At 72.5% G+C, this 24,675-nt stretch carries 22 protein-coding genes; 14 read left to right on the top strand and 8 right to left on the bottom strand.

The features are described 5' to 3' along the window. Window positions 1–359: 359 nt before the first annotated feature. The gene (locus ACGFW6_RS10175) at window positions 360–1,055 is read left to right on the top strand and encodes a glycoside hydrolase family 75 protein (RefSeq protein ID WP_393506641.1); all 696 of its coding nucleotides are present in this window, start codon (window positions 360–362) and stop codon (window positions 1,053–1,055) included. Between the two features lie 70 nt (window positions 1,056–1,125). Here the strand turns inward: ACGFW6_RS10175 and ACGFW6_RS10170 are convergent, their stop codons facing one another. Next, a complete protein-coding gene (locus tag ACGFW6_RS10170; protein WP_393506639.1) occupies window positions 1,126–1,887 on the bottom strand; it encodes an SDR family NAD(P)-dependent oxidoreductase in 762 nt (253 codons plus the stop codon). A gap of 147 nt (window positions 1,888–2,034) precedes the next feature. On the opposite strand from ACGFW6_RS10170, the gene ACGFW6_RS10165 reads away from it, so the two are divergent. Then, entirely contained in the window at window positions 2,035–2,733 is a 699-nt protein-coding gene (locus ACGFW6_RS10165) for a TetR/AcrR family transcriptional regulator (RefSeq protein WP_393506637.1), read from the top strand. A gap of 226 nt (window positions 2,734–2,959) precedes the next feature. Here ACGFW6_RS10165 and ACGFW6_RS10160 read toward each other — a convergent pair whose 3' ends face one another. From ACGFW6_RS10160 to ACGFW6_RS10145, 4 genes are all read right to left on the bottom strand, one after another. Continuing rightward, window positions 2,960–3,379 carry a PTS-dependent dihydroxyacetone kinase phosphotransferase subunit DhaM gene (locus tag ACGFW6_RS10160; protein WP_393506635.1) on the bottom strand — a complete coding sequence of 140 codons (420 nt, stop codon included), beginning with the start codon at window positions 3,377–3,379 and terminating at the stop codon, window positions 2,960–2,962. Further along, on the bottom strand, window positions 3,372–3,971 hold the full coding sequence (gene dhaL, locus ACGFW6_RS10155) for a dihydroxyacetone kinase subunit DhaL (RefSeq protein ID WP_393506634.1): 600 nt from the start codon (window positions 3,969–3,971) through the stop codon (window positions 3,372–3,374). The genes ACGFW6_RS10160 and dhaL overlap by 8 nt, the downstream gene beginning before the upstream one ends. Before the next feature lie 46 nt (window positions 3,972–4,017). After that, window positions 4,018–5,010, bottom strand: a complete 993-nt coding sequence (dhaK, locus tag ACGFW6_RS10150; RefSeq protein WP_393506632.1) for a dihydroxyacetone kinase subunit DhaK — start codon at window positions 5,008–5,010, stop codon at window positions 4,018–4,020. A 348-nt stretch (window positions 5,011–5,358) separates the two neighbouring features. Then, window positions 5,359–6,255, bottom strand: a complete 897-nt coding sequence (locus tag ACGFW6_RS10145) for a DMT family transporter (protein ID WP_393506630.1) — start codon at window positions 6,253–6,255, stop codon at window positions 5,359–5,361. 68 nt (window positions 6,256–6,323) lie between these two features. On the opposite strand from ACGFW6_RS10145, the gene ACGFW6_RS10140 reads away from it, so the two are divergent. From ACGFW6_RS10140 to ACGFW6_RS10125, 4 genes are all read left to right on the top strand, one after another. Continuing rightward, window positions 6,324–7,178 (top strand): LysR family transcriptional regulator, encoded by an 855-nt coding sequence (locus tag ACGFW6_RS10140; protein ID WP_393506628.1) that lies wholly within the window; start codon window positions 6,324–6,326, stop codon window positions 7,176–7,178. Window positions 7,179–7,539: 361 nt separating this feature from the next. Beyond that, window positions 7,540–8,340: an HAD family hydrolase gene (locus ACGFW6_RS10135; protein WP_393506626.1), complete on the top strand. Its 801-nt coding sequence runs from the start codon at window positions 7,540–7,542 to the stop codon at window positions 8,338–8,340. A 50-nt stretch (window positions 8,341–8,390) separates the two neighbouring features. Then, a complete protein-coding gene (locus ACGFW6_RS10130) occupies window positions 8,391–10,772 on the top strand; it encodes a glycoside hydrolase family 65 protein (RefSeq protein ID WP_393506994.1) in 2,382 nt (793 codons plus the stop codon). Between the two features lie 278 nt (window positions 10,773–11,050). Further along, complete coding sequence (locus ACGFW6_RS10125) at window positions 11,051–11,935, top strand: universal stress protein (protein WP_393506624.1); 885 nt, start codon at window positions 11,051–11,053, stop codon at window positions 11,933–11,935. 10 nt (window positions 11,936–11,945) lie between these two features. On the opposite strand, the gene ppk2 is transcribed toward ACGFW6_RS10125, so the two are convergent. Then, complete coding sequence (gene ppk2 / locus ACGFW6_RS10120) at window positions 11,946–12,749, bottom strand: polyphosphate kinase 2 (RefSeq protein ID WP_393506622.1); 804 nt, start codon at window positions 12,747–12,749, stop codon at window positions 11,946–11,948. A 73-nt stretch (window positions 12,750–12,822) separates the two neighbouring features. Between ppk2 and ACGFW6_RS10115 the strand changes: the two genes are divergently transcribed. The 6 genes from ACGFW6_RS10115 (at window position 12,823) to ACGFW6_RS10090 (ending at window position 19,767) form a co-directional block, all read left to right on the top strand. Continuing rightward, on the top strand, window positions 12,823–13,233 hold the full coding sequence (locus ACGFW6_RS10115) for a hypothetical protein (protein ID WP_393506620.1): 411 nt from the start codon (window positions 12,823–12,825) through the stop codon (window positions 13,231–13,233). 87 nt (window positions 13,234–13,320) lie between these two features. Beyond that, window positions 13,321–13,716: a ferredoxin gene (locus tag ACGFW6_RS10110; RefSeq protein ID WP_393506618.1), complete on the top strand. Its 396-nt coding sequence runs from the start codon at window positions 13,321–13,323 to the stop codon at window positions 13,714–13,716. A gap of 72 nt (window positions 13,717–13,788) precedes the next feature. After that, window positions 13,789–14,967, top strand: coding sequence for an acyl-CoA dehydrogenase family protein (locus ACGFW6_RS10105; protein ID WP_393506616.1), 1,179 nt, complete (start codon window positions 13,789–13,791; stop codon window positions 14,965–14,967). 9 nt (window positions 14,968–14,976) lie between these two features. Continuing rightward, window positions 14,977–15,819 carry an oxygenase MpaB family protein gene (locus ACGFW6_RS10100; RefSeq protein ID WP_393506614.1) on the top strand — a complete coding sequence of 281 codons (843 nt, stop codon included), beginning with the start codon at window positions 14,977–14,979 and terminating at the stop codon, window positions 15,817–15,819. A gap of 63 nt (window positions 15,820–15,882) precedes the next feature. Beyond that, window positions 15,883–18,114, top strand: a complete 2,232-nt coding sequence (locus ACGFW6_RS10095; RefSeq protein ID WP_393506612.1) for a tetratricopeptide repeat protein — start codon at window positions 15,883–15,885, stop codon at window positions 18,112–18,114. A 78-nt stretch (window positions 18,115–18,192) separates the two neighbouring features. After that, window positions 18,193–19,767, top strand: coding sequence for a phytoene desaturase family protein (locus ACGFW6_RS10090; protein ID WP_393506610.1), 1,575 nt, complete (start codon window positions 18,193–18,195; stop codon window positions 19,765–19,767). On the opposite strand, the gene ACGFW6_RS10085 is transcribed toward ACGFW6_RS10090, so the two are convergent. Together ACGFW6_RS10085 and ACGFW6_RS10080 are read right to left on the bottom strand one after the other, a co-directional pair. Beyond that, on the bottom strand, window positions 19,764–19,997 hold the full coding sequence (locus tag ACGFW6_RS10085) for an SDR family oxidoreductase (RefSeq protein ID WP_393506608.1): 234 nt from the start codon (window positions 19,995–19,997) through the stop codon (window positions 19,764–19,766). The genes ACGFW6_RS10090 and ACGFW6_RS10085 overlap by 4 nt on opposite strands. A gap of 29 nt (window positions 19,998–20,026) precedes the next feature. Next, entirely contained in the window at window positions 20,027–21,805 is a 1,779-nt protein-coding gene (locus ACGFW6_RS10080) for a serine hydrolase (RefSeq protein WP_393506606.1), read from the bottom strand. Window positions 21,806–21,973: 168 nt separating this feature from the next. Here ACGFW6_RS10080 and ACGFW6_RS10075 point away from each other — a divergent pair, with 168 nt between their 5' ends. Then, the gene (locus ACGFW6_RS10075) at window positions 21,974–23,083 is read left to right on the top strand and encodes an NAD(P)H-dependent flavin oxidoreductase (protein WP_393506604.1); all 1,110 of its coding nucleotides are present in this window, start codon (window positions 21,974–21,976) and stop codon (window positions 23,081–23,083) included. Beyond that, window positions 23,080–24,657, top strand: a complete 1,578-nt coding sequence (locus ACGFW6_RS10070) for an acyl-CoA synthetase (protein WP_393506602.1) — start codon at window positions 23,080–23,082, stop codon at window positions 24,655–24,657. Before ACGFW6_RS10075 ends, ACGFW6_RS10070 begins: the two co-directional genes overlap by 4 nt. The last annotated feature ends 18 nt before the right edge of the window (window positions 24,658–24,675 follow it).

Here is a 24,675-nt window from a genome sequence, read left to right as displayed (position 1 = left end):
GGTGACCTGGCCGATCGCGGCTGACCCACCGGTCGATGGTGACCCGGCCGGACGATTACGTATGCTGAAGTTCCTCGCGGCTGAACTCTCCCTGGGGGATGGTGAGTTCATGCCCTCCCGGCGCGGGCCGCTGTCGTCGCTGATCCGGTGCCGGACGCGGGTGGCCGGGGAGTCCGGGCCCATCGCGGGCCTGGGCCCCCGGCCTCTGACGGCAAGCCCCTTCCGCGCGGCGTGTCGCCGGGGTGTGCGCCGTACGGACCCCCCTGGTGGCAGCATGATCCGGGCGGCATCACATTGGACGGAGTGTTCGGCCGTGTCCGACGTGTGTGTCAGTGTCCCCGGCGAGAGGGTCCCGAATCGTGCGTTTACAGTCGTTGACGCTGGCCGCGGCGGGTGCCGCCCTGCTCGCCCCCACCACACCGCCCACCGATACGCCCGACCCTCAGGGTGGGCCCGAAGCGCACATAGAAGCCGCCGTCAGCGCCGCTGACCTGCTGGCGAAGGTGCGTGACTGCGCCGCCGTCTCCAAGGGGCGCTATCGCGGCGACAGCGGTGCGTCCGCGACGATCCCGGTGTGCGGGACGGGCGACGCCGTGTTCTGGAAGGCCGACATGGACATCGACTGCGACGGGCAGTCCACCGGCCACTGCAACAGCGCCACCGATCCGTACTTCTCCGACGCCACTGCCTTCCAGCAGTCCGACGGCCGCTATCTGAGCGCCGAACATCTGCCGTACATCGTCGTGCCCACACCCAGCGACATCTGGGACTACCGCGCGCACGGCATCCGTGGCGGTTCGGTCGCGGCCGTCGTGTACGGCGGCCGGGTGCAGTACGCGGTCGTCGGCGACGTCGGTCCGCGCGACATCATCGGTGAGGCTTCGTACGCCACCGCCAAGGCTTTGGGCATCCCGCCCGACCCCCGACGCGGCGGAACCGCCTCCGGGGTCACCTACATCGTCTTCAAGAACTCGCGGGTGACGCCCATCGAGGACTCCGCGGCCGCCGTGGCGGCCGGGGAGCGACTGGCGAAGAAGTTCGTGGGCGGTGAGTGAGGCGGCGTCGCCGCGCGGGCGCTGTCCATGGGTTCCCCCGCGTTCCTGACAGCGCCTTCCCGCGGCGGCGTCAGACCGCCGCCCAGCCGTCGTCGACCGGCAGGATCGCACCGTTGATGTTGCTGGCCGCGTCCGAGGCGAGGAACACGATCGCGGCGGCCTGCTCCTCCGGCTGGGCCAGCCGGCCGACGTTGACGAAGTGCGGGCCGAGCGCGGCCGGCCCGTGCGCGTCCTGCGCCGCCTCCACGACGATGCCGGTCCGAGTGCCGCCGGGCGCTATCGCGTTCGCGCGGATGCCCTGCTTGCGGTACATCACCGCGAGGGACTTCGTCAGCCCCACCACGCCGTGCTTCGACGCCGTGTAGGCCGCTCCCGCCGCGCTGCCGCGCAGTCCCGCCTCGGACGCCGTGTTCACGACGGCACCTCGGCCCGCCCGGAGCATGTGCGGCAGCACCGCGCGCGTGAGCAGGAACGGGGCGGTGAGGTTGACCCGGATGACCCGCTCCCACTCGGCGTCGGTGACGTCCGCGAGCGCCGACATGCGGTCCATGATCCCGGCGTTGTTGACCAGCACGTCCACCCCGCCGAAGCGCTCGACGGCGGTCTCGACGACCTGGTCGACGACCGCCTGCTCGCTCAGGTCGCCGGCCACCGCGACCGCGCTGCCCCCGGCCTGCTCGATCTCCTTGACGACCTCCCGCGCGCCGTCGGCGTTCAGGTCCGCCGCCACCACTCGGGCGCCCTCCTTGGCGAAGGCCAGCGCGGCCGCGCGCCCGATGCCCGAGCCCGCCCCGGTGACGATCACGCTGCGTCCGTCCAGTCCACCGCTCATCAGGTTCTCCCCTTCATGGGTCACAAGGGCGGTGCCGAACGCGCCCAGGACCACACCCTACGGCTTTATGTCTCTCAGTGACATAAAGTCTTCCTGTCGGTCGGGGAGAATTCCCGCAGAGCGATCCGCGCCGGCCGGAGGGACACCATGACCGCAGCCCGTGGCAACACGAGCCGCTCGACGACCAGATCGACGACCACCTCGGCCGGCCGGCCCGCCGGGCGGCCCACGGGACGGCCGCCCCTGACCGAGGAGCGCAAGGCCGAGATCCGGCTGGGGATCGCCCGGGCCGCCGTGGACCTGTTCGTGACGCAGGGCGTGGCGGCGACGACGGGCGAGCAGATCGGGGCGGCGGTCGGCGTCTCCGCGCGCACTGTGTGGCGCTACTTCCCCAGCAAGGAGAGCTGCGTGAGCCCGCTCTTCTCGGCCGGCATCGACATGATCGCCGACCGTCTGCGCCGTTGGCGGCCCGGACAGCCCCTGGACGAGCTCCTCGACCAGGAACTCGCGGACGAGCAGCACGCGCTGGCCGGCCCGGACCGCGCGACCGTCGGGGCGCTGGTACGGCTGACCCGCACCGAGCCCGGCCTGCGCGCGATCTGGCTCCAGACCTACGACGAAGCCGAACCGGCCTTCGCCCGCGCGCTCGCCGAACGCGCCGGCCTGCCCGCCGACGACCTGCGTCCGACCATCCAGGCGGCGATCTTCAACGCGGCCCTGCGCGCGGCCGTCGAACACTACGCGTGGCACATCGCCGATGCCGCTTCGGACCGAGCCGGGGCGGAGGCCGAACTCGCGGCAACCCTGCGATCGGCGCTGAGGATTGCGGCTCAGGGTGTGGTGTAGGGGAGGGGTCGGTTGCCCGACTGGTGTGGCCGGCGCACATGTGGGGCCGCGCCAGGGGCGTGGACTCCCCTGCCCAGCGACCGACCCGATGTCGCGCAGGACATAGGGCGGTGCAGGTCCCTCCGGCCAACGGACCCGAGCCCGGAAGCCGGTACTCGGGACGCGGCCGAGGGGCCCTGCCGCGGCGCCGTACGGCGACCGCCCCACGCCTCGTGCGCGGTCTGCCTCACACCTTCCGGTACGTGTACGCCTCCGCGGCCGCCGCCTCCACCGCCGCCAGGTCGGCGCCGGTGGACGCCGTGACGACCGCGGCCACCGCTCCCTCCACGAACGGGGCGTCGACCAGGCGGGTGTTGTCCGGGAGTTCGTCGCCCTCGGCGAGCAGCGCCTTCACCGTGAGGACGGCACTGCCCAGGTCGGTGAGGACCGCGACCCCGGCGCCGCGGTCCACGGAGGCCGCCGCGGCGGCGATCAGTTCGGCACTCGTGCCCAGTTCGCCGCCCTCGGTGCCGCCCGCCGGGGCCACCGGCACCGTGATGCCGCCGCCCGCGAGCCCTCGCGCCAGCTCGGCCACCGAGGCGGCCACCTGCGCGCTGTGCGAGACCAGCACGATCCCCACCGACTGCGCTTGCTTGTCGTCACTCACCGGCGGCCTCCGCGAGAGCGGCGATCAGCAGCGCCGAGGACGTGGCGCCGGGATCCTGGTGCCCGATGCTGCGCTCGCCGAGATAACTCGCCCGCCCCTTGCGGGCCTGCAACGGCGTCGTCGCCGACGCGCCCTCCCCGGCGGCGGCCCGCGCCGCGGGGAAACCGTCGCCGAGCGCGTCCACGGCCGGCACCAGGGCGTCGATCATGGTCTTGTCGCCCGGCGCGGCGCCGCCGAGCGTCATGACCGCGTCCACTCCCGCCCGCAGCGCCTCGGCGAACTGGGCCTCGCTCACCTCACCGGCGTCCCCGAGCGCCTTGCCGGTCCGGCGCAGCAGCGTCCCGTACAGCGGCCCGGAGGCCCCGCCGACCGTCGAGATGAGCTGCCGGCCGGCGAGGATCAGGACCGCGCCCGGGGTCTGCGGGTCCTCCTTCTCCAGCGCGGCCGCGACGGCGGTGAAACCGCGCTGGAGGTTGCTGCCGTGGTCGGCGTCCCCGATGGGCGAGTCGAGAGCGGTGAGCCGTTCCGCCTCATGGTCGACGGAGACGGCGGTGGCCGTCATCCAACGGCGGAAGAATGCGGCGTCGAGCACTGGATCTCCTTGCGTGGCAGGTGCGTTGGCATCGTCCGGCTCCGGATCACATTCCCCACCGCAGTCCCGGCGTCTTCACCGGCGCGTCCCACAGCCGCAGCATCTCCTCGTCGACCTGGCACAGCGAGACCGAGGCACCGGCCATGTCGAGCGAGGTGACGTAGTTGCCGACCAGGGTGCGGGCGACGGCGACTCCGCGCTCGGCGAGTACCCTCTGGACCTCGGCGTTGAAGCCGTACAGCTCCAACAGCGGTGTCCCGCCCATGCCGTTGACGAGGACGAGGACGGGGTTGCGCGGGGTCATGTCGTCCAGGACGGCGCCCACCGCGAAGTCGGCGATCTCGTGCGACGTCATCATCGCGCGCCGCTCCCGGCCGGGCTCGCCGTGGATGCCGATCCCCAACTCCAGCTCACCCGGCGGCAGATCGAAGGTGGGGCTGCCCTTGGCGGGCGTCGTGCACGCGCTGAGGGCCACGCCGAAACTGCGGGAGTTCTCGTTGACCTGACGTCCGATCGTCGCCACCCGCTCCAGCGGCTGTCCCTCGTCCGCCGCCGCGCCGGCGATCTTCTCCACGAACAGCGTCGCGCCGGTGCCGCGCCGCCCGGCCGTGTAGAGGCTGTCGGTCACGGCCACGTCGTCATTGACGAGCACCTTCGCGACCTGGATGCCCTCGTCCTCGGCGAGCTCGGCGGCCATGTCGAAATTGAGGACGTCGCCCGTGTAGTTCTTGACGATGAACAGCACTCCGGCCCCGCTGTCCACGGCGGCCGCGGCCCGCGCCATCTGGTCGGGCACCGGCGACGTGAACACCTCGCCCGGACACGCGGCCGACAGCATCCCGGGACCCACGAAGCCACCGTGCAGCGGCTCGTGCCCGGACCCACCGCCGGAGATCAGCGCGACCTTTCCCTCCACGGGGGCATCCCGCCGAACGATCACCCGGTTGTCCACATCGACGACCAGCTCGGGATGAGCGGCGGCCATCCCGCGCAGCGCGTCCGCGACCACGGTCTCCGCGACGTTGATCAGCATCTTCATGGGTGCCTCCTGGTGATATGAACGGCCTGCCCCTTTGACCTGCGTCTGCCGAGGCCGGAACGGGTGGAGCCGGTTGTCTGGCGTGCTGTCCCGAGCGGTCGGGAAGGGTTCCGGCGGGAGGATGCCGGATCGGTGGCCGCCATGGCGGCGGGACGTCGGGTTTCGGTGGTCTGGGTGGTTGTCGTCGCCGGAGCCCTGCTGTCCGCAGTATCGCCCTTACGGCAACGAAGGTCACGTGCACGGCCGTCCGGTCGCGGCGTACGGGAAGCGCCTCGCCGCGCGGCCCGGCTTCATGTCGCGGGCCGTCGATCCGTTCCGCGAGGCGGACGGCCCCGCCGCGGACGGCTCTCAGCCCCGCGACGTCACGATGCTCAGCGAGTTGGCGGCCACGATGGCCCCGATGCTCGCCCACTCCGGTCCGCCCAGCCCCTGCCCCAGGCCGACCCAGCCGACCAGGGCCGCGAGGACCGGGTTGACGCTCATGAAAAGGCCGAAGGCCCGCGGGGGCACGCGCCGCAGGGTGAACAGGTCCGCGAGGTACGGCACGGCCGAGGACAGGATCCCGGCGGCGACCGCGCAGGCCACGGCGGCGGCCGTGGGCGGCTGCCGGACGGCGACGGCGACACCGACCGGCAGGAACATCACCGCCGAGATGCCGGCCGCGGCCGCCGCGCCCTGGGCTCCGGGCACGCGGCGGCCGACCGTGCGGTTGAGCAGGATGTACGACGCCCAGCACCCCGCCGCCAGCAGACCCAGGGCCAGGCCCGGGTAGTCGGTCGAGGGCCGCGGCCGCATCAGCGTGACGACACCGGCCGCGGCGATCACCGCGCAGCCCACGTCCACGCGGCGGCGCGAGGACGCCAACGCGATGGTGAGCGGGCCGAGGAACTCCAGAGTCACGGCCAGCCCCAGACCGACGCGGTCGATCGCCGAGTACAGCGACAGGTTCATGGTGCCGAACACCAGGGCCAGCAGCATCACCGGCCACCACTGAGCCCAGGTGAACGAGCGCAGCCGCGGCCTGGCGACGGCGATCAGGGCGAGGGCGGCGACGTACTGGCGCACGGCGACGACGCCGACGGGGCCGAGTACGGGGAAGGCGAGGGAGCCGATCGCGGCGCCGGTCTGGTTGGACAGACCACTGCCGACCATCGTGGCCACGCCGGCCAGACGACCGCCGGCCGGTTCGGAGGCGGCGGGCGGGGTCGCGCGCGTCGGCGCGGGCGGAGCGGGGCGGGTGCGCATACGCGGATCGTGCGACCGCTCGAACCTTGCGCAAAATGCGTTCGCTACTCGATCTATACGCTTGAGTCATGGATGTGGAACTGCGGCAGTTGCGCTGTCTCGTCGCGATCGTCGACGAGGGCACCTTCACCGACGCCGCGATCGCGCTCGGCGTCTCCCAGGCCGCCGTCTCCCGCTCGCTGGCCGCCCTGGAACGCGCGCTCGGCGTCCGGCTCCTGCGGCGGACCTCGCGCGAGGTGACCCCGACCGGGACCGGGCTGCGCGTCCTGGCGCACGCCCGCCGGGTGCTCGGCGAGGTGGACGACCTGGTCAGGGAGGCGACGTCCGGGCACGCCCGGCTGCGTATGGGCTACGCCTGGGCGGCGCTCGGCCGGCACACCCCTGCCTTCCAGCGCCGCTGGGCCGCGGCCCACCCGGGAACCGACCTCCAGCTCGTACGCGCCAACTCCGCCACCGCGGGACTCGCCGAAGGCGCCTGCGACCTGTCGGTCGTGCGCAGGCCCGTGGACGACCGCCGGTTCGACTCCGCCATCGTGGGACTGGAGCGCCGGCTCTGCGCGGTGGCCGTCGACGACCCACTGGCCGGACGCCGCTCGGTCCGGCTCGCCGACCTCAGCGGACGCACCCTCGTCGTCGACCGCCGTACCGGCACCACCACCACCGACCTGTGGCCGCCCGAGGCCCGTCCGGCAGTCGAGGAGACGCACGACGTCGACGACTGGCTCACGGTGATCACCACCGGCCGTTGCATCGGCATGACCGCCGAGGCGACCGCCCACCAGTACCCGCGCCCCGGCGTCGTCTACCGGCCGGTCCGGGACGCCGAACCCATCGCCGTACGCCTCGCCTGGTGGCGCGAGGACCCGCATCCCGCCGCGCACGCGGCGATCGAGCTGCTGACGGCCCTGTACCGGGGTGACTGACACGACGGCACGGGGGCGGGAAGGGCCCTATCCACTTCTCGCGGATCCTGATTGCGCGGTGCGCGGCCGTGAACCGCTTCTCCGCGCCTGTCCGGGTCCTTCCCGTCACCTCCAGCACACCATGACCGCGGCGGCAGCGCCAGGCCCCCGTTCGCTGCTTCAGGGGCCACGAAGGTGACAAGACGGACAGGGCGGGTACCCATGAGCGGATCCCGCCGGGCGCGGGTGAACCGTCGAGTGGAGGTGGGGAGGCCGTGCGCCTCGCGTTCCCCGGTGCAGAACCGGCCGGGCATCCCCCGGATGCCGTAGCCGCGCGACGGCGCCCCGTGCGCCGGCCGCGCCCCGTCCCGCCCCGCCGGTCGTGACCGTGCGGCGGCCCTCCGGCCCCGGCGGAGCCCGGGTCACCCCCGACAGCTCCGAGAACTTGCTCGCCCCCGCCCTGCGCGATGTGCGCGCCGTCGTCTTCGACACCGACGGGGTGATCACCGACTCGGCGAAGGTGCACGCCGCCGCATGGAAGGTCGCCTTCGACGACCACCTGCGCGCCCACCCGCCCGAGGACCCCGAACAGCGCCGCCCCTTCGACGTGCGGGACGACTATCTGCGGCATGTGGACGGCAGGTCCCGCCTCGACGGTGCCGCCGCCTTCCTCGCCGCACGAGGCATCGACGCGTCGGACGACACGGTGCGGACCGTCGCCGAGGCCAAGGAGCGCCTCTTCACCGCGCGGCTGCGCGACGAGGGCGTCGACGCCTACCCCGGCACCGTACGGCTGGTGAAGGCACTGCGCGCGGTGGGAGTGCCCCGCGCCGCCGCCTCCGCCTCCCGGCACGCCGGTGAACTGCTCAGCCGGGCCGGTGTGCTCGATCTGTTCGACGCCCTCGTCGACGGCGGCGAGGCGGCCCGGCTGGGTCTCGCGGGCAAGCCGCAGCCCGACCTGTTCCTGGAGGCGGTGCGCCGGCTCGGCGTGGCCGCCGACCGGGCCGCCGTGGTCGAGGACGCCCTGGCGGGCGTGGAGGCCGGCCGGCGCGGCGGATTCGCCCTGGTGGTCGGCGTGGACCGGGCCGCCGGCACCGACACCGGGGCGCGGCTGCTGCGGCACGGGGCCGACCTCGTCGTACGCGACCTCGGAGAGCTCTGCGCGGGAGGGGAGCCGAAGTGACGGAATCGGGCAGCGAGGCCCCGGCGGTGGACCTCGGCACGGAAGCCGAAGTGGACGGCTGGAGCTGGGAGTACGCCGGCTACACACCCGCCGACGAACGCCTCCGCGAGTCGCTGTGCACGCTGGGCAACGGCTACTTCGCCACCCGGGGCGCGCTCCCCGAGTGCGCCGCCGACGACGTCCACTACCCGGGGACCTATGTGGCCGGCATCTACAACCGGCTCATCTCGGACGTCTCCGGCCGCCAGGTGGAGAACGAGGACATGGTCAACGTCCCCAACTGGCTTCCCCTGCGCTTTCGTGTCCTCGGTGGTCCCTGGATCGACCCCGACACCGCCACCGTTCTCGAACACCGCCAGATTCTGGACCTGTCCGCGGGACTGCTGGAGCGCCGCACACGCTACGACCTCGGCGGCGACCGTGTGTTGGCCGTACGTCAGCAGCGGATGGTGCATATGGCCGACCCCCATATGGCCGCCCTCCGTACCGAGTTCACGGCCGAGGGGTCCACCGGACGGCTGGAGGTGGAGGCCGCCCTGGACGGCGGGGTCACGAACTCCGGCGTGCCGCGCTACCGGGACCTCGACGGGCGCCATCTGACCCACATCCACACCGGAACCTCCGCCCCGGACACGGTCTGGCTGCGCTGCCGCACCCGCACCTCCGACGTCCGCATCGGCCTCGCGGCCCGCCTCACGGTCGACGAGACCGCCGCCGGACCGCTCCTGGTCCGCCATGAACTGCCGTACGTCATCCAGCAGTTCACGATCGAGCTGGAGCCCGGCCGCACCGTCACCGTCGACAAGACCGTCGCCCTGCACACCTCCCGCGACCCGGCGATCAGCGACCCGCTGCACGCCGCCGTCGACCGGGTGGGCCGGTCGCCGGACTTCGACGCGCTCGCCGCGTGGCATCGCGCGGCCTGGGACCAGCTCTGGCGCCGTGCCGAACTCGACGTACCCGGCGAGTCGGGGCGCATCCTGCGCCTGCACCTCTTCCACGTCCTGCAGACCCTCTCCCCGCACACCGCCGACCTCGACGTCGGCGTGCCGGCCCGGGGGCTGCACGGCGAGGCCTACCGCGGCCACGTCTTCTGGGACGAGCTGTTCGTGCTGCCCTACCTCAACCTGCACTTCCCGGAGGTGTCCCGCGCACTGCTCCGCTACCGCCACCGCCGCCTCGAACAGGCCCGGACCACCGCCGCCTCGGCCGGACGGCGGGGCGCGATGTACCCCTGGCAGAGCGGCAGCGACGGGCGGGAGGAGACCCAGAAGCTCCATCTCAACCCGCGCTCGGGACGCTGGCTGCCCGACCACTCCCACCTCCAGCACCATGTGGGCTCGGCGATCGCCTACAACGTGTGGCAGTACTGCGAGGCGAGCGGCGACATGGAGTTCCGGCACACCAAAGGTGCCGAGATGCTGTTGCAGATCGCCCGCTTCTGGGGCGACAAGGCCGTCCACGACGACGCCATGGGCCGCTACCGCATCAAGGGCGTAGTCGGCCCCGACGAGTACCACGAGGCGTACCCGGACGCCGGCGGTCCCGGCCTGGACGACAACGCCTACACCAACGTCACCGCGACCTGGGTGCTGGCGCGCACCCTGGAGCTGCTGGACACCCTGCCCGAGCCCCGCCGCCGCGAGCTCGCCGAACGCACCGGTCTGAGCGCAGGCGAACTCGAACTCTGGGAGGACGTGTCGCACACGCTGCACGTCCCCTTCCACGACGACGTCATCAGCCAGTTCGAGGGCTACGGCGAGCTGTCCGAGCTCGACTGGCACGGCTACCGCAGCCGCTACGGCGACATCCGGCGGCTGGACCGGATCCTGGAGGCGGAGAACGACACCGTCAACCGCTACAAGGCCTCCAAGCAGGCCGACGTGCTGATGCTCGGCTACCTCTTCGCGCCGTCCGAACTCGGCGGGCTGTTCCGCCGGTTGGGTCACCGGCTGGACGAGGACATGTGGCGGCGCACCGTCGAGTACTACATGCACCGCACGAGCCACGGCTCCACCCTCAGCGGCCTCGTCCACGGCTGGGTGCTGGCCCGTTGCCGGCGCAGCGAGGCCTGGCAGTTCGTCCAGGAGGCCCTGCAGGGCGACATCGCCGACGTCCAGGGCGGCACCACCGGCGAGGGCATCCACCTGGGTGCCATGGCGGGCACCCTGGACCTCGTGCAACGCGGACTGACCGGCCTGGAGACCCGGGGCGGCGCCCTGTGGCTCGACCCCGTGCCCCTGCCCGAGCTGTCCACCTACGGCTTCGCCCTGCGCTACCAGAACAACTGGGGCGTACGGCTGCGTCTGGAGCGGGGACTGCTGGAGATCGAGGTCCCCGCCTCCGACGCGTCACCGATCGACGTACGGCTCCCGGACCGCGAGGTGTCCCTGCAGCCGGGGGAGAAGGGGCGGCTGGTGCTGCCGGACTGAGGGGGTGGCGCCGGCGCGGCGGGTCCGGTCCGGCCGGACACGGTGGTGCCGGTCGGTCCGCACCGGGCGCAATGGGTGCGGGCCGGTGCGGAATGCGGCCCGTGGGTGGAGGCTGGGAGGACAGCGGTCGGCGAGCCGTCCCGGGGCCGGCCGTACGGCGCCCTCGGGATCCCGGCGCGCGGCGGGCCCGGGGCGCTCGCCGGCTCCGGCAAGAACAGGCCGTACGGCGCTCGCGGATCCTGTCCGGAAAGCGGATCCCGTCCGGAAAGGGGAACGCGATGATGGGTCCGGTTGTCGTAGGGGTGGACGGCTCGCCGTCGAGCATGGCGGCCGTGGAGGTCGCGGCGCACGAGGCCGGGCTGCGGGGCGTCGGCCTGCGGCTGGTGCACGCCTTCGGCCGGCCCGCCGCGCACATCCCACCCGGAGGGCGGCCCTGGCAGCCAAGCAGCGCCGCCGGCCTGCGGGAGCTGATCGACGGCACGCTCACGAAGGCGGAGCAGCGTGCGCACGAGAGCGGACCCGGCGTCGAGATCACCCGCGAGGTCGTCGTCGGGGAACCGATCACGGTGCTGGAGATCGAGTCGCACACCGCGTCCCTGGCCGTCGTCGGCAGCCGGGGCCTGAGCCGGTTCGGCGCGCTGCTGCTCGGCTCCACCGCCGGGCACCTGGCCGCCCACGCCTCCTGTCCGGTGCTCGTGGTGCGCCGCAGGCCCAACCCGGCCGGCCCCGTTCTCCTGGCCGTCGACGGCTCGCCCGCCGCGCGCGGCGCCGTCGAGTTCGCCTTCACCCACGCCTCCCTGCACGGCGTGCGGCTGGAGGCGCTGCACGCCTGGAGCTCCCGCAGCGAGCGCGCCTACGGCGCCCCCGCCGACCCGCCCTTCGTGACGTACGACGAGGACCGGCTGCGCGACGAGGAGGAGCGGGTGCTCGCCGAGGCGCTCGGCGGGCTGCGCGACCGGTATCCCGACGTCTCCGTGGTCCGCAGGCTGGTGCGCGGACGGGTGCGGCACTCCCTCATCGAGGCCAGCGCGGACGCCGGGCTGGTGGTGGTCGGGGCGCGCGGACGGGGCGGCTTCGCGGGGCTGCTCCTGGGCTCGGTCAGCCAGGCGGTGCTGCATCACGCGGAGTGCCCGGTCGCCGTGGTGCGCACCGGGGAGACGTGAGGCGGCGGGCTCAGAGGCCCGCCGTGTGGTCGGGGACGTAGTTCTGCAGCTCGCGCGGCGGCCGGCGGTACCCGGTCGACTCCGGCCGTTCGGGCAGCTCCAGGACCGGCGGGGGCACGTCCTGGTACGGCACGGAGCCCAGCAGATGGGCGATCATGTTCAGCCGTGCCCGGCGCTTGTCGTCGCTCTCGACCACGTACCACGGCGCCTCGGTGACGTCGGTGTGGATCAGCATCTCGTCCTTGGCCCGCGAGTAGTCCTCCCAGTGGGTGATGGACTGCAGGTCCATCGGGGACAGCTTCCACCGGCGCAGGGGGTCCTCCAGCCGGCGCCGGAAGCGCTCCTGCTGCTCCTCGTCGCTCACCGAGAACCAGTACTTGCGCAGCAGGATCCCGTCCTCCACCAGCATCCGCTCGAAGATGGGGCACTGCCGCAGGAAGAGCTGGTACTCCTCCCTGGTGCAGAACCCCATGACGTGCTCGACGCCGGCCCGGTTGTACCAGCTGCGGTCCAGCAGCACGATCTCCCCGGCGGCGGGCAGGTGCTCGACGTACCGCTGGAAGTACCACTGCGTGCGCTCGCGCTCGGTCGGCTTGGGCAGGGCCGTGATGCGGGCGACGCGCGGGTTGAGGTGTTCCGTGACGCGCTTGATGGTGCCGCCCTTGCCCGCCGCGTCCCGCCCCTCGAAGATCACGACCAGTCGGGCGCCCGTCGCGCGGACCCACTCCTGAAGCCTCACCAACTCCGTCTGGAGGCGCAGCAGTTCCTTCTCGTACACCTTGCGGGGCAGCTTCTCCGCCTTGTCGCCGCTCATGCCGCCTCCCGCACCACGCACCACGCTCGAACAGCCGAACAACATCGAACAGCACCGTACTGACCGTGGGCGCGTGGCGCACCCCGGACAGCTGATCACGGCGGCCATGGGCCGACGGCCCGCGGCCGGGCAGGATGGGTGTATGGACGGTGCCGATCCGCACATTCACGTCGACCGACGTGTGTCCCAGTACGACGCCCGGGTGCGCGACCTGCTGGCCGGCACGTTCGGCCTGGTAGGTGATCTGCCCGAGACGGTCACCACCGGCTGCGGACTACGGGTGCCGTACGCGATGACCTCCGCACGGCCGGAGAGCGTCACCTGTCCGGCCTGCCGCGAGCACGGCCACGACCAGCACCTGCGCCTCGCCGAGCAGATCGAGCGGCTGGGCGCGATGCCGGGTGCCGTCGTCACCGGGGCGGAGGCGGGCCGGGCGGCGGAGCACCATCGCGACCTCGCGCGGAGGTTCGCGGGAGGCGGATGAGACGCGCGTGCGCTCCACCGCGTGGCCCGTGCCCGCGTCCGTCCGGCATGACCTGCCGCAACCCGGCGGAACGCGGGGTTTGGCCCCATGCGCTCCGGCTACCCGACCCGTGTGACCACGACATCCCAGCAACAGCTCGTCCAGTTCCTGGAGGACCGCTTCACCTGTGCCCAGGCCTGTACCGACTGCGCGCGGGCCTGTGCCCTGCGGGCCAGCCTGGTGGACCCGGACGGGACCGGGGAGCAGGAACTCCTGCGGCGCAAGGGCATCATGTGCGCGGAGGTGTGCGACGCGACGTGCCATGTGCTGTCCGAACAGAACCTCCTCGACGAGGCCGCGATCCGTGCCCAGCTGGAGTGGTGCCGGTCGGTGTGCGTCGAGTGCGCGCACGCCTTCGACGCGTTTCCCGGCGGCGAGGAGACGGCCGAGGCGTGCCGCAGGTGCGCGCGGGCATGCACCGAGTTCATGGGGACTCTCGCCTGACCGTTCCCAATTTCTGAAACACGTTCTACGGTGTGCGCCGTCAGGACCGCCCTTGGGGAGCCTGGAGGCGCCGTGCATCTGGAATACACGCCCGAGCAGCAGCGGCTGCGCAGCGAACTGCGCGACTACTTCGCCGAACTGGTGCCGGACCTCGCACAGACCCGCTTCACCGACCCGGCAGCGCAAAAACGCCACTACCGCCGCACGATCCGCCGGCTCGGCGGCGACGGCTGGCTCGGCGTCGGCTGGCCCAAGGAGTACGGCGGCCGCGGCCTGACCACCATCGAGCAGTTCATCTTCTTCGACGAGGCCGCCCAGGCGGGCGTACCGCTGCCCCTGATGGCGCTCAACACCGTCGGCCCGACGATCATGCAGTACGGCACGGACGAGCAGAAGTCGTACTTCCTGCCGAAGATCCTCTCCGGCGAGATCGACTTCGCGATCGGCTACAGCGAGCCCGAGGCGGGCACCGACCTGGCGTCCCTGAAGACCCGCGCGGTGCGCGACGGCGACGAGTACGTCGTCAACGGCCAGAAGATCTGGACCACCAACGGCGACACGGCCGACTGGGTGTGGCTCGCCGTCCGCACCGACCCGGACGCCCCGCCCCACAAGGGCATCACCATGCTGCTCGTCCCCACCACCGACCCCGGCTACTCCTGCACCCTCATCAACACCCTCGCCTCGCACGACACCACGGCCAGCTACTACGAGAACATCCGCGTCCCCGTCTCCCGCCGCGTCGGCGCCGAGAACCAGGGCTGGCGCCTGATCACCAACCAGCTCAACCACGAGCGCGTCACCCTCGCCGCACACGGCACCATGGCCATCCGCGCCCTGCACGACGTGCAGCGCTGGGCGATGGAGACCAAGCTCGCCGACGGCCGCCGGGTGATCGACCTGCCCTGGGTGCGCCGCCGCCTCGCCCAGACCCACACCAGGCTCGACGCGCTCAAGCTCCTCAACTGGCAGATGGTGAGCGCCGTCCAGGAGGGCACCCTCACCCCCCAGGACGCCTCCGCCGTCAAGGTCTACGGCTCCGAGGCGCGCCGCGACGCCTACGCGTGGCTGATGGAGATCGTCGCCGCACCGGGCGCGCTGAAGGAGGGTTCGGCCGGCGCCGTGCTCCACGGCGAGCTGGAGCGGGGCTACCGCTCGGCCGTGATCTTCACCTTCGGCGGCGGGAACAACGAGATCCAGCGGGAGATCATCTCGTGGATCGGTCTGGGGATGCCCCGGGTCCGGCGTTAGCCTGCGGGCATGGGCGATCCCGGGCTGTTCACCCCGAACTCGGTGACCTGGCAGATGCACGGCGACCCCATGATGTGGGTCGCCGGAATCCGCGCGCTGTATCTCCAGGCCCTGCACCCGCGCGCGGTACGCGGCGTCATGCAGAACTCCGACTTCCGGCACGACGCCTGGGGCCGGCTGCTGCGCACCGCCGACTTCGTGGGCACGACGACGTACGGCACCACCGAGGCCGCCGAGAAGGCCAGCGCCCGCGTGCGGAAGATCCACAGCATGCTGGGCGCCACCGACCCGGACACGGGGGAGCGCTACGGCGTCGACGAACCCGAACTGCTGCTGTGGGTGCACTGCGCCGAGATCGACTCCTACCTCCAGGTCGGGCGCCGCTCCGGCTTCCGGCTCACCGACGCGGAGGCCGACCGATACATATCCGAACACCGGGTCAGCGCCCGGCTGGTGGGACTCGATCCGGACGCCGCACCGGCGAACCGGGCCGAGATGGCGGCGTACTTCGAGAAGGTGCGCCCCGAGCTGGCGTGCGGACCCGAGGCACGCGCGGTGGACGACTTCCTGCTCCGCCCGCCGACGCACCCCCTGCTCGTCCCGGCGCGCGAGGTGTTGTGGCGGCGCGTGGCGCAGCTGGCATACGCCGCCCTGCCGCCGTACGCCCACGAGCTGTACGGCAGACCGGCCCCGGAACCGGCCACCGTCACCCGTCAGTTGCGTGCCACGGGCACCCTGCTGCGCTGTATTCCCGCACGTCTGCGCTGGCAACTGCCGCCCAAACACATTGTCCGGGCCATGGCACGGCTCGGTCCCGGCTCGCGCCCGGCACCGTACAAACTCGGACGATAGCTCGCCATACTGGACGAGCCGGGGGAGGGCGGGGCTGACCATCACGGGGGGCGAGCGCGGGAGATGGGGGACAGCAGGCTGATCCAGGGCCGGTACCGGCTGCTCGATCCGATCGGGCGCGGCGGTATGGGCGAGGTGTGGCGTGCGCGGGACGAGTCGCTGGGCCGGCAGGTCGCCGTGAAGTGCCTCAAGCCGCTCGGCCCCCAGCACGACCAGTCCTTCACGCGGGTGCTGCGGGAGCGGTTTCGCCGCGAGGCCCGGGTGGCCGCCGCACTCCAGCACCGCGGTGTCACCGTCGTCCACGACTTCGGTGAGTCCGACGGCATACTGTTCCTGGTCATGGAGCTGCTGCAGGGCCGCAACCTCAGCCAGCTCCTGGAGGACAACAGACACCATCCGCTGCCCGTCGCGGACGTCGTCGAGATCGCCGACCAGGTCGCCGCCGCCCTCGCCTACACCCACCAGCAGGGCATCGTGCACCGCGACCTGAAGCCGGCGAACATCATGCGGCTCGCCGACGGCACGGTGAAGATCTGCGACTTCGGCATAGCGCGCCTGGCCCACGACATCGGCTTCACCTCCCGGCTGACCGGCACCGGCATCGCGATGGGCACCCCGCACTACATGTCGCCCGAGCAGATCGGCGGCGAGGAGGTGGACCAGCGCAGCGACCTGTACTCGCTGGGGTGCGTGCTGTACGAGATCGCCACCGGGGTGCCGCCGTTCGACCTCGACGACCCGTGGGCGATCCTCGTCGGCCACCGCGACACCCCGCCGAGGCCGCCGCGCAGCCACCGCGCCGAACTGCCCGCGTACTTCGAGCAGGTCATCCTCGACCTGCTGGCCAAGCGGCCCGAGGAACGCCCCCACGACGGCCGGGAGTTGGGCCGGCGGATCGGCCTGGGCCGTACGACGCCCGCGTACGTGCCGACCGTGGTGACCCCGCAGCCCGCGCTCCGGCCCCCGGAGCCCGTGACCCGCGAGCCCCGGCTGCCGTCCTGGACCCGCGGCATGACCACCGGCCACAAGGCCACCGGCGCGGGACTGCGCACCACGCCCCCGGACGCCGGAGCCGGACTCACCGGCGAGTGGATCCCGCGGCCCACCACCGGCAGGCCCGTCGAGCCGCAGGTGCGGGTGGCCCCGTCCGCGGAGACCCTCGTCGCGCTCGCCGGGCGGCACAACGCCGGGCTGAGCCTGGGCCGGCTGGGCCGCTGGACCGAGGCGGGCGAGGTGCACCGGGCCGTCGCCGCCGAGCGTGAGCACCTGCTCGGCCCCGACCATCCCGACACCCTCGCCAGCCGTTACGAGGTCGCCTTCACCCTCAGCCGCACCGGCCGGGCCGCCGACGCCCTGCGCGAGTACAAGCACGTCGCCCGCGCCCGCAGCCTCGCGCTGGGCCCCGATCACCCCGAGACGCTCGCCGCCCGGCAGGAAATGGCTTACGTACTGGGCCAGTTGGGCCGTCACTTCGACGCACACCAGGTCTACGCGTCGGTGCTGGCCGCCCGCGAGCGGACCATGGGCGCCGATCACCCGGACACCCTGCGCTGCCGCCACAACCTCGCCTTCAGCCTCAGCAGACTCGGCCGGCTGGAGGACTCGTACCGCATGGCCGACGAGGTCGCCGCCGCCCGCGCCCGCGTGCTCGGCCCGCACCACCCCGACACCCTGGTCACCCGCTACGAAGTCGCCTACGCCCTTGGCCAGTTGGGGCGCTGGGCGGAGGCCCTCCAGACCTACCGCGAGGTCGCCGAGGCCCGCGCCCGGGCTCTCGGCCCCGACCACCCGGACACCCTCGCCGCCCGCTACGAGGTCGGCATCAGCCTCGGCCGGCTCGGACGCAGCGAGGAGGCGCTGCGGCTCTACCGCGACCTCGTCGACGACCGCACCCGCGTGCACGGTGCCGCCCACCCCGAGACCCTGCGCGCCCGCCACGGCCTCGGCGTCAACCTCGGCCGGCTCGGGCACTGGGAGAAGGCCCTCGCCGAGTCCCGGGACGTGTGCGCGATCCGGGAGCGGGTGCTGGGCCCCGACCACCCGGACACCCTGGTCAGCCGCCGCGAGGTCGCGGTGAGCCTCGGCTGGCTGGGCCGCTGGCCGGACGCGCTCACCGAGTACCGCAGGGTCGCCGCGGCCCGTGAACGCGTCCTGGGTGCCCACCACCCCGACACCCTCGCCAGCCGCAACGACGAGGCCCACTGCCTCGAACAGCTCGGGCGGGGCGCGGAGGCCGTCGAGCTGTACCGGAGGGTGGCCGTACTGCGCGGCCAGCGGGCGACCGGGGAGCACTGAGAGCCGGGACGCGCCCCGGGCCGGCTCCCGCGCGTCCCCCCTATGGCCGACCTAGATCATCGCGTGTTACGAAGAACCATGCCTGCACACGAGGGAACCACAGCGCACGGTACGTACGACGTCGTCATCGTCGGCGGAGGCCACAACGGCCTGGTCGCCGCCGCCTACCTGGCCCGCGCCGGACGGTCCGTGCTGGTGCTGGAGCGGCTGGACCACACCGGCGGCGCCGCGGTGTCCACACGGCCGTTCGCCGGGGTCGACGCACGGCTCTCCCGCTACTCGTACCTGGTCAGCCTGCTGCCCGACAAGATCGTGCGGGACCTCGGCCTGACCTTCCGCGTCAGCAAGCGCGACGTCTCCTCGTACACCCCCGTGGAACGCGCCGGCCGTCCGACCGGACTGCTGGTGGGCGGCGGCGAGGACCGCACGCGGGAGGCGTTCGCCCGGCTGACCGGCGGCGAGCGCGAGTACGCCGCCTGGCGGCAGTTCTACGGCATGACCGGCGAGGTCGCCCGGCGGGTGTTCCCGACGCTCACCGAGCCCCTGCCGAGCCGTGAGGAACTGCGTCGCCGGGTGGCCGACGAGGAGGCCTGGCGGATCGTCTTCGAAGAGCCCGTCGGTGTCGCGATCGAGGAACGCTTCACGGACGACCTGGTGCGGGGCGTCGTCCTCACGGACGCCCTGATCGGCACCTTCGCCGACGCCCACGACACCTCGCTGAAGCAGAACCGCTGCTTCCTCTACCACGTGATCGGCGGCGGCACCGGCGACTGGGACGTCCCCGTCGGCGGCATGGGCGCCCTCACCGACGCCCTGGCCGGCGCGGCGCGCGAGGCGGGCGCGGTCATCGTCACCGGGCACGAGGCGGTCCGGATCGACACGGACGGACGCGACGCCGAGGTCACCTACCGCACGGCGGACGGCGAGGGCGTCGCCGCGGCCCGCCACGTCCTGGTGAACGCCTCCCCGCAGGCCCTGGCCGCCCTCACCGGCGACACACCCCCCACCCCCGCCGAAGGCGCCCAGCTCAAGGTGAACATGCTGCTCAAGCGCCTGCCGCGGCTGCGCGACAGCTCCGTCGACCCCCGCGAGGCGTTCGCCGGCACCTTCCACATCGCCGAGGGCTACGACCAGCTGGCCACCGCCCACGCCCAGGCCGCCGCAGGGCGGCTCCCCGCCGCGCCGCCGTCCGAGATCTACTGCCACTCGCTCACGGACCCGACGATCCTCGGCGCCGACCTCGTCAGGCAGGGCTACCAGACCCTCACCCTGTTCGGCCTGCACACACCCGCTCGGCTCTTCGCGCGCGACAACGACGCCGTGCGCGAGGAACTGCTGAAGTCGACGCTGGCCCAACTGGACGCGCACCTCGCCGAACCGATCGCCGACTGCCTGGCGACGGACGAGGAGGGGCGCCCGTGCATCGAGGCGAAGACCCCGCTGGACCTGGACCACGACCTGCGGCTGCCCGGCGGGAACATCTTCCACCGGGACCTGTCCTGGCCGTACGCCCAGGAGGGCACCGGCCGCTGGGGCGTGGAGACCCGCCACGCGAACGTGCTGCTGTGCGGGGCGGGCGCCGTACGCGGGGGAGGGGTGAGCGGCGTGCCGGGGCACAACGCGGCCATGGCGGTGCTGGAGAGCGGCGACTAGGCGCGGGTGCCGCCGTCCACCTGGAGGATCACACCGGTGACGTAGGAGGCACGGTCACTCAGGAGCCACGCGGCGGCCCGGTCGCACTCGGCGTCCGGCAGCTGGTCCATCGGGCCGGGCGGCTGGATCGTCGCACCGTTGTTGAAGGCGACGTCCAGCCGTCCGTACGGCTCCAGGGCCCGGCCGACAGCGGCAGGGGAGGCGCTACGGCTGCTGTCCGTCCTCGGCACGCGGCGCCTCGACGTCCCCGGCCGTAACGTCAGTTCACGGCCGCGCTCCAGCCGTTCGCGCTGATCCGTGCCGCGTCGGCCGGCCGGGCCTCGTCGAACAGGACCGTGTCCGCCGCCTCGACGCGCAGGCCGTCGACATACGCGCCCCGGCCGACGTACAGCCGGTCGGTCGTGTACCGCCAGCGGACGGACAGCTGCCGATGGGCGGGGAGTTCTGCGGTGACGCGGTGCCAGACGCGGCCCGACCAGCCGGTGACCGTGCCGGTCGGACGATCCTGCGGCTGCTCGCCGTGGCGGGTCGTGCTGAAGGGCAGCGGCTGCCAGGTGGCTCCGCCGTCCGTCGTCGCCTCCAGCGTGAGGACGTCGGCCTGGGGTTCGGTGTCCCACCACAGGGCGCAGCACAGCCGGCCGCCGGAGTCGGTGTCGAGCGCGGGCAGTGTGAGCGTCGCGGTCGTGGCAGCGGCCATGCCCGAGAACCATGCGGTACGGCCGTGCCGTGGGTGGACGGCCACAGCGCGGGCCATGTTGTTCGCCGCCGCGACCCGCGGAGCCGACCCCGAACGCCAACTGCGCACCGGATGGACCGAGTTGCCGAGCACGACGAGGAAGGAGTCCGTCGTCGGGTCGAGCACCAGTGAGGTGCCGGTGAAACCGGTGTGCCCCGCCGTGCGCGGGGTGGCCATCGCGCCCATGTACCAGTGCTGGTAGAGCTCGAAGCCGAGACCGTGCTCGTCGCCGGGGAAAGCGGTGTTGAAGTCGGTGAACATCAGCTCCACCGACTCCGGCTGCAGGATGCGGGAGCGGCCGTAGGCGCCGCCGTTGAGCAGAGTCCGGCCGAGGACCGCGAGGTCCCACGCGTTCGAGAAGACGCCCGCGTGGCCCGCGATCCCGCCGAGGCTGAACGCGTTCTCGTCGTGCACCTCGCCCCACACGAGCCCACGGTCCAGGCCGGACCACGGGGCGCGGGCGTCCTCGGTGGCCGCGATCCCCGCCCTCCACGAGACGGGCGGGTTGTAGCGGGTGCGGCGCATGCCGAGCGGACCGGTGATCTCCTCGCGGAGGAGGACGTCGAGCGCCCTGCCGGTGATCCGCTCCAGGACCAGCTGGAGGGAGATCAGGTTCAGATCCGAGTAGAGGTACCTGGTGCCCGGCGGGTTCAGCGGCGCCTCGTTCCAGATGAGCTGGAGCTTCTCCTCGTACGTCGGCGCGCTGTACAGCGGGATCCAGGCGCGGAACCCCGAGGTGTGGGTGAGGAGCTGACGGATCGTGATGTCCTGCTTGCCGGCCCGCCCGAAGTCGGGCAGGTAGGAGGCGACGGCGGCCTCCAGGTCCAGGGCGCCCCGCTCGATCTGCTGCACGGCGAGGATGGAGGTGAACAGCTTGGAGACCGAGGCCAGATCGAAGACGGTGTCCTCGGTCATCGGCAGTTGCCGGTCGGCCGGGAACTCGACGCCGGTGTCGGTCTTCTCGTCGTACGCCTGGTAGCGCACCGCCATCCCGATGGGCTCGTGCAGGGCCACGGTGTCGCCACGCCCGGCGAGCAGCACGGCGCCCGCGTACCAGGGGTGCTGGGGGGAGGGGCCCAGATACGCCTCGGCGTCGGTGACGAGCCGGCGCAGGTGCTCGGGGAGGAGGCCGGCCCGTTCGGGGGAGCCGTGGCGCAAGGTGGTGCGGTGACCCGAGGACATGGACGAGGCGGTGGCCGCCGCGGGTCCGGCGGGGAAGGGGGTGAGGGCCAGAGCGCCGCCCAGAGCCATCGTCGCCCTGCCCAGTTGACGCCTGGTCAGTCTGTTGCCGCCGTCGGTCATCGAGGTCCTCCCGCCGCTCCGGCTGAAAGTATCTTTCCTGGATCACCTTGCGTGGTGAAACTTTCGTGTCAGGCGAGGGCCGTGTCAACGGTGCGGTCACCGCAAGAGATCTGACGGTGTATCAGAAAAGGCCTTCCGTCGTCCGGAGGTCTGCGGCATCCTGCGCCCATGCAGACGGAGCTGAGCAAGAAACTGGGAGTCGAGCACGCCATTTTCGGCTTCACGCCGTTCCCCGCCGTCGCCGCGGCCATCAGCCGGGCCGGCGGCTTCGGAGTGCTCGGCGCGGTCCGCTACACAGCCCCGGACGACCTCAGACGCGACCTCGACTGGGTCGAGGCCCATGTCGCCGGCCGGCCCTACGGCCTCGACGTCGTCATGCCGGCGAAGAAGGTCGAGGGCGTCACCGAGGCCGACGTCGAGGCGATGATCCCGCAAGGGCACCGGCAGTTCATCAGGGACACCCTCGCCAAGTACGGTGTGCCCGAACTCGCCGAGGGCGAGGCCGCCGGCTGGCGCATCACCGGCTGGATGGAGCAGGTCGCCCGCAACCAGCTCGACGTCGCCTTCGACTACCCGGTCAAGCTGCTCGCCAACGCCCTCGGCTCACCGCCCGTGGACGTCGTCGAGCGTGCCCACGACCGGGGCGTGCTCGTCGCCGCTCTCGCGGGCAGTGCCCGGCACGCCCGCAAGCACCAGGAGGCGGGCATCGACATCGTCGTCGCCCAGGGCTACGAGGCGGGCGGCCACACCGGCGAGATCGCCTCCATGGTGCTCACGCCCGAGGTGGTGGAGGCGGTCGACCCCCTGCCCGTGCTCGCCGCCGGCGGCATCGGCAGCGGACAACAAGTGGCTGCCGCCCTCAGCCTCGGCGCGCAAGGTGTGTGGCTCGGCTCCATATGGCTGACCACCACAGAAGCGGACCTGCACTCCACGGCGCTCACCGCCAAGCTGCTCGCCGCAGGTTCCGGCGACACCGTCCGCTCCCGCGCCCTCACGGGGAAGCCCGCACGCCAGCTGCGCACCGAGTGGACCGACGCCTGGGACGACCCGAACGGGCCCGGCACCCTCCCCATGCCCCTCCAGGGACTGCTCGTCGCCGAGGCCGTCTCCCGCATCCAGAAGTACGAGGTCGAGCCCCTGCTCGGCACGCCCGTCGGACAGATCGTGGGCCGGATGAACAGCGAACGCAGCGTCCGTGCCGTCTTCGACGATCTCACCCGCGGCTTCGAGCAGGCCGTCGACCGCATCAACCGCATCGCCGGAAGGAGCGGCCAGTGACCAGCACTCCCGCGGCACACACCGTCAGCACACCGCCCGTCGGCTTCTGGGCCCAGGCCACAGCCGAACCCGACCGCATGGTCCTCGTCGCCCCCGACGGAGAGCGATGGACCGCCGGGCGCCTGCACGCCGCCACCAACCGACTCGTGCACGGGCTGCGCGCGGCCGGCCTGCGGCGCGGCGACGCCTTCGCGGTCGTCCTCCCCAACGGGGTCGAGTTCTTCACCGCCTACCTGGCCGCCTCCCAGGCCGGCTTCTACCTGGTCCCGATCAACCACCACTTCGTCGGCCCCGAGATCGCCTGGATCGTCGCCGACTCCGGTGCCAAGGTGCTCATCACCCACGAGCGCTTCGCCGGTCCGGTCCGCCAGGCCGCCGACGAGGCGGGCCTGCCGGCCACCCACCGCTACGCGGTCGGCGACGTCGAGGACTTCCGTCCCTACGCCGAACTCCTCGACGGACAGCCGGACTCCGCGCCCGCGGACCGCACCCTCGGCTGGGTCATGAACTACACCTCCGGCACCACCGGCCGGCCCCGGGGCATCCGCCGCCCGCTGCCCGGAAAGCCGCCCGAGGAGGCGTACCTCGGCGGCTTCCTCGGCATCTTCGGTATCAAGCCGTTCGACGACAACGTGCACCTCGTCTGCTCGCCGCTGTACCACACCGCCGTTCTGCAGTTCGCGGGCGCTTCCCTCCACATAGGGCACCGGCTGGTCCTGATGGACAAGTGGACACCCGAAGAGATGCTGCGTGTCATCGACACCCACAAGTGCACCCACACCCATATGGTCCCGACCCAGTTCCACCGCCTCCTGGCGCTGCCCGAAGGCATACGGGCCCGCTACGACGTCACCTCCATGCGGCACGCCATCCACGGCGCCGCACCCTGCCCCGACCATGTGAAGCGGGCGATGCTCGACTGGTGGGGCCCCTGCGTGGAGGAGTACTACGCCGCCAGCGAGGGCGGCGGCGCCTTCGCGACCGCCGAGGACTGGCTGAAGAAGCCCGGCACGGTGGGCAAGGCCTGGCCGATCAGCGAGATCGCCGTCTTCGACGACGACGGCAAGCGGCTGGCCCCCGGTGAACTCGGCACCGTCTACCTCAAGATGAACACCGGCGGCTTCGCCTACCACAAGGACGAGACCAAGACGAGGAAGAACCGCATCGGCGACTTCTTCACGGTCGGCGACCTCGGCTACCTCGACGAGGACGGCTATCTCTTCCTCCGCGACCGCAAGATCGACATGATCATCTCCGGCGGGGTCAACATCTACCCGGCCGAGATCGAGTCGGTCCTGCTGTCCCACCCTGCCGTCGCCGACGCCGCCGCCTTCGGCATCCCGCACGACGACTGGGGCGAGGAGGTCAAGGCCGTCGTCGAACCGGCACCGGGCCACGAGCCGGGACCCGACCTGGCCGCCACGATCCTCGACCACTGCGCCGGCCAACTCGCCGGCTACAAGCGGCCCAAGAGCGTCGACTTCATCACCGACATGCCCCGCGACCCCAACGGCAAGCTGTACAAGCGGCGGTTGCGGGATCCGTACTGGGAGGGGCGTACACGGGTGGTGTGACCGCGACCGCGTGGCGTA

The organism is Streptomyces sp. Y7, from assembly GCF_043195415.1.
Taxonomy (GTDB): domain Bacteria; phylum Actinomycetota; class Actinomycetes; order Streptomycetales; family Streptomycetaceae; genus Streptomyces.
This window is presented reverse-complemented; position numbering and strand designations above follow the sequence as displayed.